Origin of the sequence: Streptomyces atratus, from assembly GCF_900119365.1 — a bacterium.
GTDB lineage: Bacteria > Actinomycetota > Actinomycetes > Streptomycetales > Streptomycetaceae > Streptomyces > Streptomyces atratus_B.
On the sequence record NZ_FPJO01000059.1, the window covers coordinates 1 to 14322 of the forward strand.

10 protein-coding genes and 4 pseudogenes are annotated in these 14322 nt (G+C 66.6%); 8 read left to right on the forward strand and 6 right to left on the reverse strand.

What is annotated here, in order from left to right; genetic code table 11:
* Nucleotides 1-346: pseudogene (locus BT364_RS37885) on the reverse strand (DNA-directed RNA polymerase subunit alpha); the annotation flags it as partial.
* Between the two features lie 450 nt (nt 347-796).
* On the opposite strand from BT364_RS37885, the gene BT364_RS37890 reads away from it, so the two are divergent.
* The gene (locus BT364_RS37890; RefSeq protein WP_072489688.1) at nt 797-1399 is read left to right on the forward strand and encodes a GNAT family N-acetyltransferase; all 603 of its coding nucleotides are present in this window, start codon (nt 797-799) and stop codon (nt 1397-1399) included.
* Between the two features lie 218 nt (nt 1400-1617).
* Nucleotides 1618-3210, forward strand: a pseudogene (locus BT364_RS37895) (ISL3 family transposase).
* A 667-nt stretch (nt 3211-3877) separates the two neighbouring features.
* On the opposite strand, the gene BT364_RS37900 reads toward BT364_RS37895, so the two are convergent.
* The gene (locus BT364_RS37900; RefSeq protein ID WP_072489680.1) at nt 3878-5620 is read right to left on the reverse strand and encodes an endo-1,4-beta-xylanase; all 1743 of its coding nucleotides are present in this window, start codon (nt 5618-5620) and stop codon (nt 3878-3880) included.
* Nucleotides 5621-5828: 208 nt separating this feature from the next.
* Between BT364_RS37900 and BT364_RS40775 the strand changes: the two genes are divergently transcribed.
* Both BT364_RS40775 and BT364_RS37910 read left to right on the forward strand, forming a co-directional pair.
* Nucleotides 5829-6140: a helix-turn-helix domain-containing protein gene (locus BT364_RS40775; protein WP_072489681.1), complete on the forward strand. Its 312-nt coding sequence runs from the start codon at nt 5829-5831 to the stop codon at nt 6138-6140.
* A 126-nt stretch (nt 6141-6266) separates the two neighbouring features.
* A complete protein-coding gene (locus BT364_RS37910; protein ID WP_072489682.1) occupies nt 6267-6986 on the forward strand; it encodes an IS6 family transposase in 720 nt (239 codons plus the stop codon).
* A 491-nt stretch (nt 6987-7477) separates the two neighbouring features.
* Here the strand turns inward: BT364_RS37910 and BT364_RS37915 are convergent, their stop codons facing one another.
* A complete protein-coding gene (locus tag BT364_RS37915) occupies nt 7478-8515 on the reverse strand; it encodes a methyltransferase domain-containing protein (protein ID WP_072489683.1) in 1038 nt (345 codons plus the stop codon).
* 241 nt (nt 8516-8756) lie between these two features.
* Here BT364_RS37915 and uppS point away from each other — a divergent pair, with 241 nt between their 5' ends.
* Nucleotides 8757-9533, forward strand: coding sequence for a polyprenyl diphosphate synthase (gene uppS / locus BT364_RS37920; RefSeq protein WP_072489684.1), 777 nt, complete (start codon nt 8757-8759; stop codon nt 9531-9533).
* A gap of 46 nt (nt 9534-9579) precedes the next feature.
* On the opposite strand, the pseudogene BT364_RS43845 reads toward uppS, so the two are convergent.
* Nucleotides 9580-9708 (reverse strand): annotated as a pseudogene (locus tag BT364_RS43845) (site-specific integrase); the annotation flags it as partial.
* A gap of 40 nt (nt 9709-9748) precedes the next feature.
* Between BT364_RS43845 and BT364_RS37930 the strand changes: the two are divergent.
* From BT364_RS37930 to BT364_RS37940, 3 genes and pseudogenes are all read left to right on the forward strand, one after another.
* Entirely contained in the window at nt 9749-10357 is a 609-nt protein-coding gene (locus BT364_RS37930; protein WP_371268704.1) for a GNAT family N-acetyltransferase, read from the forward strand.
* A 170-nt stretch (nt 10358-10527) separates the two neighbouring features.
* Nucleotides 10528-11289: a class I SAM-dependent methyltransferase gene (locus BT364_RS37935; RefSeq protein WP_072489685.1), complete on the forward strand. Its 762-nt coding sequence runs from the start codon at nt 10528-10530 to the stop codon at nt 11287-11289.
* Nucleotides 11290-11499: 210 nt separating this feature from the next.
* Nucleotides 11500-11967: pseudogene (locus tag BT364_RS37940) on the forward strand (transposase); the annotation flags it as partial.
* Nucleotides 11968-11976: 9 nt separating this feature from the next.
* On the opposite strand, the gene BT364_RS37945 reads toward BT364_RS37940, so the two are convergent.
* On the reverse strand, nt 11977-12888 hold the full coding sequence (locus BT364_RS37945; RefSeq protein ID WP_072489686.1) for a MerR family transcriptional regulator: 912 nt from the start codon (nt 12886-12888) through the stop codon (nt 11977-11979).
* 179 nt (nt 12889-13067) lie between these two features.
* Complete coding sequence (locus BT364_RS37950) at nt 13068-13937, reverse strand: IS5 family transposase (RefSeq protein WP_072489687.1); 870 nt, start codon at nt 13935-13937, stop codon at nt 13068-13070.
* Nucleotides 13938-14322: the final 385 nt, after the last annotated feature.

Consider the following 14322-nt stretch of genomic DNA (forward strand, 5'->3'; position numbering starts at 1 on the left):
CACCGGCCGGCGGGGCGATGTCGGCAGCGGTGACCAGGCCGGGACCCTGCTTGCGCAGGTACATCACGACCGGCTCGTCGTGCTCCGAGGAGACGACCAGCTGCTTGATGTTGAGGATGAGGTCGGTGACGTCCTCCTTGACGCCCGGCACGGTGGTGAACTCGTGCAGGACACCGTCGATCCGGATGCTGGTGACAGCGGCGCCGGGGATCGAGGAGAGGAGCGTACGGCGGAGAGAGTTGCCGAGGGTGTAGCCGAAGCCCGGCTCCAGCGGCTCGATCACGAACCGCGAGCGGAACGCATCGACAACCTCTTCGGTCAACGCGGGACGCTGAGCAATCAGCATAGGGTGCTGCCTCCATTTTTCGGCGCCCGCTATTTGACGCCGTAGACACCGCACGGTATCGGCAATACGACCTAACAAGAGGCCGCACCGCCCGGCTCGGGGCAAAGCGCAGATTTCCGCAGGATGGAACGGCTCACAGGAGTGAGTGCGTGCGGACCTGGATGCCCTCGGGATTGAGCTGGTAGCCGCGGCGGCAGGCCGGCTCGACGGGCTCGGCACGTGGCTCGACAACGTCCGCAAACGCGCCGCGAAACTCCCCGAGCAGCGGCGGGCGGACCTCGGCCAGCTTGGGATGCGGTGCTAGATCGAGCGCGGCAGTGAACGTACGAGCTCGTTTTCCGTGAAGGGTGTGCTGAGTGTCGGCTGACTCCGGACTGTGCAGGGCATGAGTGCCCTGCACAGAATGCGTTGCCGAGGGAACAAATCTGCTGTCAAGATCGCTTGGTGAACATGCCGCAATACCAGAATGACCCTTCCATACGTTCCATCACCGACGCCGATGTCCCCACCGCGGTCGACACCCTTGCCCGGGCCTTCGCCGACTATCCCTTCACCCGGCACGTGATCGCCGCGGACGGTCACGAGGACCGGATCCGGCGTTACCAGGAGCTGTGCCTGACCCGCATCGGAATGGTGTACGGCCGGGTGTGGGTCGCCGACGGGGGCTGCGCTGTGGCTGTCTGGGCCATCCCCGGCCAGAACCCCTCGCCCGCATTCGCCGAGCTCGGCCCGATACTCGGCGAACTCAGCGGTGATCGGGCGGCTGCCTCTGCTTCTGCTGAGCAGGCCGTCGCGCCCTATCGGCCGCAGGAGCCGGGATGGTTCCTGGAGACGGTGGGAACCGCCCCCGAGGCCCAGGGACAGGGCCTTGGCAGCGCGGTGCTGCTTCCCGGCCTCGAAGAGGCCGAACACGCCGGATACCCGGCGTTCCTGGAAACCTCCAGCGAACGGAACGTGGCTTTCTACGAGCGACTCGGATTCAAGGTCACAGCCGACGTCCAGCTCCCTGACAACGGCCCCCGCACCTGGTGCATGCGCAAGGATCCGCGCTGAGAGTCTGAAACTCTCGCGCCCATCCTTCGGGCGGGGGAGCCGTTCATCAGCCAGTAAGCGATCTGTCACACCTGAAGCTGGCTTTGTTCACGACTCGAGGTTCTGGCACAACTTCCGTGCAGCGGCCACTCTGTGTGATGGTCGGGCGTCTCCGGGAAGCGTCGGAAGTCGCCCGAAAATCAGCCGTCGCCGCGCCGGTTGGGCTGAAAGTCCAGGCCGTGGAAGAGGTTGCACTCCGGTTGAAAGAGCTGTTGTTCCCGTCGATCGCGGACATCGCGGTGCTGTCGGTAGACGTAAATATCGAGGTAGTACGTGTTGACGCGCAATGCACCACGGACGACGCAGCCTGCCCGGCGTGCGAGGCCCGGTCGACTCGGATTCACAGCTCCTACCTGCGGTTCCCCGCTGACGTGCCGAGCGCCGGACGACGCGTTGTACTCCGGTTACGAGTCCGGCGGTTCCGATGCGGGAACAACTTGTGCCCCCGCCGGACCTTCGCGGAACAGATAACCGGTCTCACCCGCAGGCATGGCCAGCGCACCGAGCGACTGCGTTCCACCCTGGCCGCAGTCGGTCTCGCCCTGGCCGGCCGGGCCGGTGCCCGGCTGGCTGCCGTCCTCGGCGTGGCTGTCAGCCGGAGCACGGTGTTGCGCCTGGTCGACGCTCTGCCCGAGCCGGAGGTGCGGGTGCCGCGGGTGGTCGGCGTCGGCGAGTACGCCACCCGCAAGGGTCGCCACTACAGCACCGTCCTGGTCGATGTCGAAACCCACCGCCGGATCGACCTGCTCCCCGACCGGGAAGCATCAAGTCTGGCCGCGTGGCTCGCTCAACGCCCCGCCATTGAGGTCGTCTGCCGGGACCGTGCGCCGTTCTTCGCCGAGGGCGCCACAGGCGGTCCAGGTCGCAGACCGGTGGCACCTCTGGCACAACCTGAGCTGAGCGAAGCCGCCGAACGAGCCGTCGCCCAGCACCGCCACTGCCTCCGATCCCTCCTTCCTGCGGCCCCCGAACCCAGGCCGGAGCCCGCCTCTGAAAGGAAACCGTCCAGTTCCCCGTGGCCGACGGGCCACCGGTTCGCCGAGCGCACCCGCGCAAAGCACGCCACCATTCACGCACCGCTGGCCGCTGGGCACAGCAAGCGGTCCGTGGCCCGACAACTCGGCATGAGCCAGAACACGGTCCTACGGTTCTCCCGGGCTGACGCTCCCGAAGACCTCTTCGACGGGCAGTGGCAGAACCGGACTTCCGTCCTCGACGAGTACGAGATCTACCTCGACGACCGCTGGAACGAGGGGTGTACCAACGCCTGGAAGCTCTGGGAGGAGATCGTCCCGCTCGGCTACAAAGGCAGCTACCAGCGCGTCCGCGCCTACCTCCGCAAGAAGCGCACCTCGCCGCGGCCGGTGACCGCACGGCCGCCCTCATCCCGAGTCGGCGCCGGATGGATCCTCCGGCACCCGGACACCCTCACCGAATCTGAGCAGCTACAGCTCAAGAATGTGCGGACGCACTGCCCAGAACTCGATGCACTCACCAGGCATGTCCGGTCCTTCGCGGTCATGCTCACCGGGCGTCAGGGCGAGCGCCTGCCGGACTGGCTCGACGCCGTCCGACAGGACGACCTGCCTAGCCTCCACACCCTGGCCGCCGGCATCGACCGAGACCGCGACGCTGTCATCGCGGACCTCACCCTGCCCTGGAACTCGGGCGTCGTCGAGGGACACGTCAACCGGATCAAGATGCTCAAGAGGCAGATGTTCGGCCGCGCAGGCTTTGCTCTCCTGCGGAAGCGGGTCCTCCTCGCTCGGTGACGGGCCGCTACACGGTCAGACAGCGGTTCTGGCCGCCACCCGAGTGACCAGCTTGTCGCGCACAGATGACCATTCGTCCGCGAGGACGCTGTAGTACAGGGAATCACGACGTGTGCCGTCCTGGCGCACCATGTGGCTGCGCAACGTCCCTTCATGGACCAGCCCCAGCCGCGTCATCGCCTGCTGGGGGAACGAGACGGGTGGCGCGGCCGAGGAGAGAGTCGTTGCTCATCGCCGCACCATAGCTTCGGGTTCACTGCCCCATCGTTGAGACGCAGATGATGCTGCCATCACGCACCGCTGCACGGAACCTGCGCCAGAACCCGACTCTCGGCAGCGATTGTTCACGGCTACGGAAGGCGCTCGCAGCGCGGCGGGGTCGATGTTCACGACGATGGGCAGCAGCGAGGACGGTCACACGGCGACGGCGCGGCCACTACCGGCGGCCTACCCCCGTAGCCAGCGCTTTTGTCTTGTCCCTGTACGAGCAGCAGGGCACCTTGAACTCCGCTGCCCCCATGAAGTCCCCCGTACTGCTGCCCGCCGTCGTGAACATTCGATGTGCCCCGACAGTCACAGCGCTGCCGAAACTTGCTGGCCCCGAGGTGGGGCCTTAACCATGCTTTCAGCGTGAGTAGGGCCCCAGTGGTCCGGGAGCCCTGATGCCTCACGCCTCGTCAAAGGCCTCGAGCAGGCGCTCGTACGCCAGCTTCGGCCGCAGGGCCGCGTCCCACGGCAGGGAATCGGCCGTGCGCGGAGGATAGATCTTGATGTCGGCGGTGGAACCGTACCGGTCGGTGAATCCCCATGTGGAGAACGATGTGCAGTTCGGCTCCTCCAGGCAGACCCGCAGCTTGCCCACCATCTCGTCGGCCTGGGTCTCCCGCCCTTCCTCCTCGTCCTCGCCTATGGGGACGTCCATCTCCGACACCCGCGCCTGGACCCCGAGCTCCGCCAGATCCCGCACATGGCTGCGGAAGGTCTCCGGGTCGATGCGGTCGCCGGGTGCGTACTCATGGTTCTGGAAACCCACGCCGTCGATCGGTACGCCCCGTTCCTTGAGCCGCTTGACCAGATCGTAAAGGGCGTCCCACCGCTCGCCTTCCTCCTCGACCCCGTACTCGTTGAGGAATAGCCGTGCCTTCGGATCGGCCCGGTGGGCGGCCCTGAACGCCTCGTCGATGTACTCCTCGCCCATGGCCTCGAACCACGGGCTCTGCTCGGAGCGCAGACCAAGATCCCCGTTGGTGTAGCTTCTCTCGTCGTCGGACATGGGCTCGTTGACCACGTCCCATTCCGCGACCTTTCCCTTGAAGTGACCGGCGACCGTGGCGATGTGCCGGAGCATGGTCCGGCGCACCTCCTCGGGATCGTCGTTCTCCCGCATCCAGTTGGGCAGAGCCTCGTGCCAGACGAGGGTGTGCGCATGCACCTTCATGTCGTTTGCGCGGGCGAAGCGTACGAGTAGGTCCGCGTCGCGGAAGTCGTAGACGCCCCGGCGCGGGTGGAGGAACTGTGGCTTGAACGCGTTCTCCGGAGTGAGCATGGAGAACTGGCTCCCCGCGAGCGCCCGGTAGCGGGAGTCGGTGAGCAGCGGGTTCTCGGCTAGGGCGGCGCCGACGTCGAACGGCCGCCCCACGTCTGCGGCCCGCGCACGCAGCGAGTCGTCGGACTGCTCCTGGCGTAGCTGCGGCGCGTTGACCACGCGGAGCGAGTCACCGCTCTCTGCCCGCGCGATCAGCTGCGTCAGACGCCATCCCTCGCGGCGCTCGTCTTCGCCCGCGTCCGCCTCCAGGCCGAACCAGACAGTGCCCTCGGCGAACACCCCCGGGTCCTGCACGGTTCCCAGAAGCCGCCCGTCGGCTTTCACGCGGAAGGTGTCACCGATGCTCGACACGGCGAGCGTCACCGTCCCGGAGCAGCCGCAGTCGAAAACCTTGGAGGTGGCTGGCTCGTCGCCCTCGCCGTCCCATATCTGTACCTTCACTTGTCCGTCGGCGGTCACGCCGACGCGGAGTGAGGGCCGCTCCTGCCGCCACTCGTCGTAGATGACCGGTACCCGTCCGTACAGCCGCAGCCATGAGTCGCCGTCATCGTCGCCCACACCGGACATGCGTGCGGTGACGGTGAAGTCGCCATCGGACCTCAGATGCGGGCCGGCCAGGTTCAGCGGGGGATTGGGCTGGCCGCCGGAGGAGTCCTGCTCCACGATGTGCCGATCCGATGCGCTGACCCGCAGGATGTCGTTCCGCGCGGTGGTGCCTGGCATCTGCGTCCAGTCGTGGTTCCGCAGCAGGTCTTTGTCGTTTCCGCCGTCCGGCCCTTCGCCCTGCCCCGTACACCCGGCCGCCACCGCCATGACGAGCACCACGGCGGTCAGTCGCTGCCACGTCCCCCCGCCAAGGTTCACGATCCCTCCAACTTTCTTGCCGAGACGAGATCAACATCTCGAAACCGGGCCATAGTTCATCACACATGAGGTACGGCGGCCGGCGGCCCTGTGTGGCACGTCCCAGCTCGTGTGGTGGAGCGGCCCGGATCGTTCTGGCCTGCGCGGAAGGCGCGTCAAACACGCGTGTGCCAGCGGATTACAGGGTGTCCACGGAGACGGTGCGCAAGTGGCGCTCGCGTTCGCTGACCGGCGGATGGCACTCAGCGAGGCAGAGCGTGCGGAGTTAACGCGTTGGTCGCGGCGGGCGAAGACCGCGCAGTTCCTGGCGCTGCGGGCGAAGATCGTGCTGCGGTGTGCGGAGGGCGGAACGAATAAGGAGACCGCGGCCGAACTCGGCATCGCCCACGCGACGGTGAACCGCTGGCACTCCAGGTCCATCACCCTGCGTCTGGACGGACTGACGGACGAGCCCCGCCCCGGCAGGCCGCCCTCGGTCTGCTCGGTCAGGTCGAGCCACCGACGACGACTCGTCGGGTGAGCGGTTGTCGGACCGGATCGCTCTGGGTGTGCTGACGCGGGTGTTTCCGCCTGAGTGGCGCTGTCACGTTGGCTGACCGCATGGGATGATCTTCTGGTTGATCATGCTCGGGAGGGCCTTGCTGCTGTGGAGAGTGCGTTGCCGTCGTATAGGGGGCACCGGTACCCGGTGGAGATCATCTCCCACTGCGTCTGGCTGTACTTCCGGTTCCCGCTCAGCTTCCGCGAGGTCGAGGAGCTGATGCTCGAGCGCGGCGTCATGGTGTCCTACGAGACGGTGCGCCGGTGGTGCCTGAAGTTCGGCCAGGCCTACGCGAACGGCCTGCGGCGCCGCCGTCCTCGGCCCGGCGATAAATGGCACCTGGACGAGGTCTTCATCAAGGTCAACGGCGAGTTGAAGTACCTGTGGCGGGCCGTCGACGTCGACGGCAACGTGCTCGACATCCTGATCCAGAACCGCCGCGACAAGGCCGCGGCCAGGCGTTTCTTCCGCAGACTTCTCAAAGAGACCGGCACGGTGCCGCGGGTGGTCGTCACCGACAAGCTCCGCTCCTACAGCGCCGCCCACCGCGAGGTGATGTCCTCGGTCGAGCACCGCTCCCACAAAGGACTGAACAACCGGGCGGAGAACTCGCACCAGCCCACCAGGCAGCGCGAGCGCGCGATGAAGGGCTTCCGCAGCGTCGGTGGCGCCCAAAGATTCCTGGCCGCCTTCAGCGGCATCTCGCCCCACTTCCGACCCGGCCGATACCACCGCACCGCACCCGACCACCGCCTCGAGATGACCGTCCGCTTCACGATCTGGGACCAGATCACCGGCGCCGCCGGCCTGCCCGCCACGGCCTGACCGACAGCCGACAGCCGCCTCGACCACGCCCTGACGCACCGCCAGACGCCTATACCCCCGACAACGTGGCAACGCCCCGGGAAGGACACCTGCGGGTACCCCGCAAGCACGATGAGCACCTGAAGGAGGGCGCACTGTTGGGCCGTCAGAACGGCACTGACGGCGGCGTGGTGGTCAGGCTCGGCACGTGGCTGGACAACGTGCGTGGGCGGGCGGACAGGCTCAGTGCGGAACGTCGGGCCGAACTCGACGAGCTCGGCATGCGCTGGACGTCTGGACGGGTGGGAGGGAGTGTTCGATGAGTGTGGATGCGTACACCGAGGACGCGCCGGGCACGGAAGGTACGAGCTCCTCGCGTACCTGGTGTCCCTGATCGCTCTGGAACGCCTGACAGCTGCCCGGTTCACGCTGGCCGGGCGCTGAGAGGACGATCTGCCCGGAGCCTGGCTGGCAGACCACTCGCAGCAGAGGCGGCCGGCCAGCATCCACGGCTACGAGGTGGCTTCCGCGACGACGACGTGAAGCGTCACTGCGGCGAAGAAGGGCCCCGTAGCGAGATGGTCGAGCCACCTCTGCGATGCCAGGGCTGACAGGTAGCCCGCGGACACGGCGCGCTCGGTGTTGCGCTGAAGGCCGAGGACCTGGTCTGCGGCCTGAACATCACGAAAGACCGACGTGACCGGGACAACGGCCAGCACCGCGAATCCCGCATCTGGTGCGAGCCGGGCCAGTTGACGGCCGATGACCCCGTTGCGTACGACCTTGTCCGTCACGTGGCGGGTGTAAGCGCGCGAGACCTCGATGTCGGGGTAGTCGATGGTCAGCGAATCCCAGTCGGGTTCGCCCATGACAAGTCTGCCGCCCGGACGCAGTACACGCCGGGCCTCTGCAAGCACCCGGGCCGGGTCCGCCGCGTGCTGAAGCACTCGCTCGGTCCGGGCACGGTCGATGCCGCCGTCCTCGAGCGGGAGCGTGTGGATATCGCCCAGCTGTACCTCGACCGCGGACAGACCTTCCGTACGCCTTTGTGCTTGCTCGACCATCTTCTGACTGGAGTCGATGCCGATCACTCTGCCGGACGGGCTGACCGCCTTGGCGAGGGTGTTGAGATCTGTGCCGGGTCCGCAGCCCAGATCGAGTACGGTCTGGCCGGGCCTGGCATCCAATGCGTGGAGCATGACGCTCTTGTAGGAACGCGCCGTGTCCGTCGCGGCCAGTCGGTCGAGGTAGCTGATCTCATCAGGAACAGCGCTCTCGAATACGCGCCCGGACAGGCGGGCCATGGAGAGCGCCTCCTGCTCCAGCAGTTCCCGCCCAGCGGGCGTGAGGCAGACCGGGCGTTGGCGGCCCTTTCCCTCCAAGGGCTTCACCAGCTGCTTCGCCTCCAGACGGGCCAAGGCTCCGTAGAGGCTCCCGGGCCCCAGACGATGCCCGGAGACCTGCTCGATGGCCGCGTTGATGGCGTACCCGTGCAGCGGACCATCGGTCAGTGCGCACAGCACAAGCATCTGGGCGTCATTGGTGCGCATGACTTCTCCCACCGTGTTCGACCTCCGGAATGCGTTCCTATGATGGTACACGGCACGTAGTACGTGCCGCGTAGTATCCCGTACAGGTGAACGACGGACTCCAGCGGCAGGTGAGCGCGAGCTCCGGCCTGGCCCCTCCGGGCCGGTGCCGCGGACGACGCCAGACACCACGACGAGCCGACCTCTGCAGCGCGCCAAGAACTTCCGTCTCTGCCCTGGGCACCACGCGAAAGGCCTCACAATGCGCACCGCCGATCTCTTCTACGCCCTGTACACCCGTCGGCTGCGCCGGCAGACCGCAGCGGGCCCGCTGCCCGAGCACATCGGCCTGATCATGGACGGAAACCGCAGGTGGGCCCGCCAGATGGGCATGGCCAACCCGAGCATCGGCCATCGGTACGGTGCCGAGCACGTAGAAAACGTGCTGTCCTGGTGCGAAGCGGCAGGCATCAAGCACGTGACGGTCTTCGTCTGCTCCACGGAGAACCTGCAGCGCCGCGGCAACGTCGAGGTGTCCTTTCTCATGCAGGTGATCGAGCAGGTGGTGGCAGTTCATCTCACTCGCCCTGACGCCCGCTGGCAGGTGCGCATCGCGGGAACCCTCGACGCCCTGCCTGACTCCACGGCCCACGCTCTCAAGGAAGCGGTGGAGACGACCCGCGGCTGCACCACCGGATCACAAGTGACCCTCGCCATCGGCTACGGCGGAAGGCAGGAAGTCATCGATGCCATGCGCGAACTGCTCCACGAACAGGCAGCAGCCGGAACCACCCTCGAAGACCTCGCAGCACGCCTGACGACGGACGACATCACCCGCCACCTCTACACGGCTGGACAACCTGACCCAGACCTCGTCATCCGCACCAGCGGAGAACAGCGCATGTCGAACTTCCTCCTGTGGCAGAGCGCCTACTCGGAGCTGTACTTCTGCGAGGCCTACTGGCCGGCCTTCCGGGAGATCGACTTCCTGCGCGCCCTGCGCAGTTACTCGGCCCGGCAACGCCGCTACGGCGCATGAGGTGCACACACAGCCTCACCCGGACACGGCCCAGAACTGACGTTCCCCTGCTGTTGTTGCCGGGCGCAAGCAGACTGGTGAGTTCGGCAGTCGCCTCCCGGGTCGGCTTGAAGCAGTGGCAGACGTGCTCCGGCTTCTTGCGCCGGGACTTGGCCATCAGCATCAGCAGGCTCGCGCACAGATACCAATTTGTTTGCCGTTCGGGGAGGACCTTGATGAAAGTCACCTTGCAGGTGGACTCGACGCCGTCTGCCTCTGCGCTCTTCCTGCGCCCTTGGAATGATGGCGACGTCGAGCCCCTGGTCGAGGCATATCGCGATCCCACGCTGCGTCGTTGGACGGGGCTTTCTGTAGAGAGCATCGAGGAGGCAGTGGAGTGGCTTGAGCTTCAAAGACGCGGCTGGGCAACCGGCAAACGGCTGAGCTTCGCTGTGCATGAAGATCGCTCTGGCACTGGGGAGGGCCGGCTGGCTGGCAACGTGGTCATGAAGCGGACCAGTTCCAGCCAAGAATCCGCAGAAGTCGGCTACTGGACGGCAGTCCACGCCCGAGGCCGGGGGTGGCCCCTCGTGCCCTCGAAGCTCTCACCAGCTGGGCCTTCGACATCTTCGCGGTCGAAGGTCTGGAACGTCTCAACCTGCTCCATCAGGTGGACAACCTCGCCTCGTGCCGGGTTGCGGAGAAGGCCAGATACGGGTTTCACCAGGTCCTTCCGGCTCGGCCGCCTTTCCTCAGGGACGGCCACTTGCATATACGACGAGCCGACACTCCGGCCTGATGCCGGAGAGAAGCTGCCTGCCAAAGCGTTGTCAACTGCTCGATGAGGACGGGGCCCACCCGCAGGCGGGAGGATGGCGAGCCGCCTCGACCTCGCCGGCGGGTTCACCGGCGAGCTCCTGGACGACGAGGCCGGAACCGGGGCGCACCGAATCGAAGTCGAGCACCAGGACGACACCAGCTCAACATTCCGAGATGACAAGACGGAGACCTCAGCATGCCTACCGCCGAAAACCATGCCCAGTTCGCACGTCCGGCCCAGGTGAACGACTATGACAGCTTCGCCGAGTCGTACTCGGCCCTGAGCGAGACCAGCCTCCTGAACGCCTACTACGAGCGGCCCGCGATGCTGTCCCTCGCCGGGGACGTGGCCGGCCGCCGGATCCTGGACGCCGGATGCGGCTCTGGCCCTCTGTTCGCTGCGCTACGCGATCGGGGTGCCCTCGTCACCGGCCTCGACTCCAGCGCCCGGATGGTCGAGCTGGCACGGCGGCGGCTGGGTTCCGACGCGGCCCTGCATGTGGCCGACCTGGGCAACCCGCTGCCGTTCGCCGACGGTGCGTTCGACGATGTCCTCGCCTCGCTGGTGCTGCACTACCTGAAGGACTGGGGGCCGACACTGGCCGAGGTGCGGCGAGTACTCAGGCCCGGCGGTCGACTGATCGCATCGGTGCAGCACCCTTTCGTGGACTACGCCATCCAGGACCCTCGGCCCGATTATCACGCGACCACCAACTACACCGACGAATGGACCGACCTGGTTGGACAGACCACCTGGATGAGCTTCTGGCGTAGGCCACTGCACGCGATGACCGACGCCTTCACCTCGGCCGGCTTCCGCCTGGCCGTCATCAGCGAGCCACAGCCCGATCCGGCCGCCCGCGAGCTGTACCCCGACGACTTCCACAGCCTCTCGACCAAAGTGAGCTTCCTGTTCTTCGTTCTGGAGGGCCCCCCGGCTACCGGCTCGGCCGAGTAACAAGCGCCTGCGGTCGGCCCGCTCCGTGGCAGCTGCAATACCCGCGAGGGCAAGGCCACGCCGTACGGGTTCCTTCAGCTTTTCATTTATGGTCCGGCGTCGAACGGGGCTCAAACTTGATCGGCATTTCCGCAGTTCAGAGGACGTGAAGGCGGCCTTCGTCTGATCCTGTGCTCCGTCACAGAGTGGATCAGCGCGAAGGCCGCGGTCGTGAGTTTGGTGCATCAGGGCGTCCTGCGGGATGCGTTCGCGGAAGTGGCATGCTTCCGCTCGGAGTTGTATGCGTGCACGACCGCGCGGGGCGACGCGTTGTTCGAGCTGTGCGACGCCCTGTTGTGCACGGACGGGCCGGTGCGGACGCTGGTCGATCTCGCCCTCGCGCCCGAGCACCGTCGCGGTCACGGAGCTCTGTACGGCGGGCTCAACCAGGGCCGGATCGATGTCGGACAACTGCGTCGTGCCATGGCCGGGCTGCCGCTGCCGAGGGCGGCGGACGGCCGGCTCGTGCTGGTTGTGGATGTCTCGCCGTGGCTGCGGCCGGGCGCCAATACCTGTGCTGACCGGTCCTTTTGCCACACATTCGGCCGAGGTGAAGGCAAGCATCAGATGGTGCCTGGCTGGCCGTACTCGGTCGTGGCCGCGTTGGAGACGGGCCGAACGTCGTGGACGGCGGTGCTAGGCCGTGTTTTAGGTAGCGGGTGAGTCTTGGGCGGATAGTTCTTCCGCCAGTTCCATACAGCGCAGGCGGGCTGGGGAGAAGTCGTAGGGCATCTTGCCGGTGGCTTCGAACACGCTCATGGAGTCAGCCTCCCGTCTGCCAGAGCCGAGGTCGGCCTCGCCCTCGCCGTCATCGGCGGTGGCAGGGTGCAAAGTGTCCCAGGCGTCGAAGAGGGCATCGTCGTCCTTACCCAGGCCGGACTCCTCGATGACGGCCTGCAGGGCGCTTTCGAAGGCGTGCCGCTCGACGGCCACTTGAGCCACCCGTGGATCATCGACGGCGACACTGTCATCGAGTGCCTCCTCGGCGTCATCGATGCGGTCGGAATCCTCCCGCAGAGCGGGATGCGTGGCCAGGACGACGAAGCGGGTGGCCTGGACGGCCGCGCCGAGCGGGCCGAAGATCCGCTCAGTGACCAGCAGACTGTCCAGGTCCGCCTGGCGCAGGGAGCCCTCGGGCAGGCTCTTGAGGCGTTCGGTGACGAAGTCGGAGAGCAGGCCCATCCGGCTGCCCTCGGTGCGCATCCGCTGCACGGCGGTCCGTTGCCGCCGCAATTCCGCCTCCTGCTCGGCGAGGGTTTCCTCCAACCGCTCCAGGATGCCCGCGATACCGTCTCCGCTGTCCGCACCGGCGGAAGCCGTGCCGGTGGTAAAGGCGTCACGGATGTCGTCCAGGGCGATCCCGGCGTCGGCCATCTTGCGAATCCACAGCAGGCGGATCATGTCCTCGTACCCGTAGCGGCGGCGGTCATCGCCGCCCCGCTCAGGCTCGGGGAGCAGGCCGATCTCGTGGTAATGGCGAATCGCCCGTGGCGTGCTGCCGACGAAGGCCGCCGCGTCACCGATCTTGACTTGGCGGGGTGGCATGAAAGACGAATGCATGAGCAGGGACCTTTCCTCAAGGCATCGGGACGTAAGTCCACCGGACCACATGCCGCTACGGAAGGTGCAACCCCATACACACCGCGCCGCGCCAATGCCAGGAAATGCTCCCTTCCTCCGTAATGACCGCAGGGCCGTCCTTTGCTGCTGGGGCATCCGCACGACGGCAGGCTGAGGGTTCACAGCCACTGATGAATCGCCGCGACCTGAACCGTCGCCTCGAACCGAACCGCAAGTTTGTCGAACCGGGTCGCCACGGCCCGGTGCTGCTCGAGACGGCTGATCCCGCATTCGACCGCGTGCCGGGCCTTGTAGTCCTCGCGGTCGAAGAAGGGCGGACGGCCACCGCCACGTCCGCGGCGCCTGCGGTTGCGGACCTGATCGGCCGGCTCAGGAATCGTGCACCTGATGCCACGTCTGCGCAGGTAGGCGCGATTCGCGCGTGAAGAGTACGCCTTATCGCCTCGCACCCGCAGCGGGCGGCTTCTCGGCCGACCGACTCCAGGCCGGGGTACCCCGATCGCGTTCAGGACCGGCTCGAACTGCGGACTGTCGCCGCGCTGCCCGGCGGTGATCAGCAGCGACAACGGCTTCTGTCCCTGCTCACACGCCAGATGAATCTTCGTGGTGAACCCGCCTCGCGACCTGCCCAGTCCATGGTCTTCAGGTTCGGTGCTGACTCCGCCTGGCGGTTCCTTCTGCACAGCACCGTGCCGGCGGGCACCGGCAGCATGCTGGTGTGCCCGGCAGATGGTGGAGTCGACATTGACCTCCCAAAAGATCATCCCGGCCGCATCAGCTCTCGCCTGCAACAACGTCAGCAGTCGGGCCCACACACCCCGACGCTGCCATCTCCGGAACAGTCCATACACCGTCTGCCACGGTCCGTACTCGAACGGCAGGTCCCGCCACGGAACTCCGGTCCGAACCCGCCACCGCACACCGTCTATCAGCCGCCGACAGCTAGGCCACCTGCGACTTATGCCCACCGCAGGCAGCAACGACTCCAGCACCGACCACTGCTCATCAGAAAGATCCCCTCGCCCCACATCTTGATCATCATCATGCAGGGCGTGCACAGGAAGCCGAACCTAAAACACGGCCTAGACGCAATACCGGTGCTTTAGGGCTTAATTCGTGGAGTTGGGGATGTTTTGGTGGGTTCGACGAGGGTGACGGCGGGGGTGGCCGGGCGAGGTGGGTTGTTGTGTTCGGTGCGTTTGAGTGCCCAGTTGGACATTTTGCGTTTGATCACTCGCGGGTTGGACCGTAACCGCCGTGGTTCCAGGAGGCGTTCGGTGATTTCACGCAGGGTCTGCTTCAGTGCCCGGGTGAGCCGGGAGGGGGGAAAGTCCCGCCTGGCTGGTGGTCTGCCGGCGGACGACGCGCAAGGTGCGGGTGAAGGACATCCGGTCCGGATCCTCCCTCTCCTGC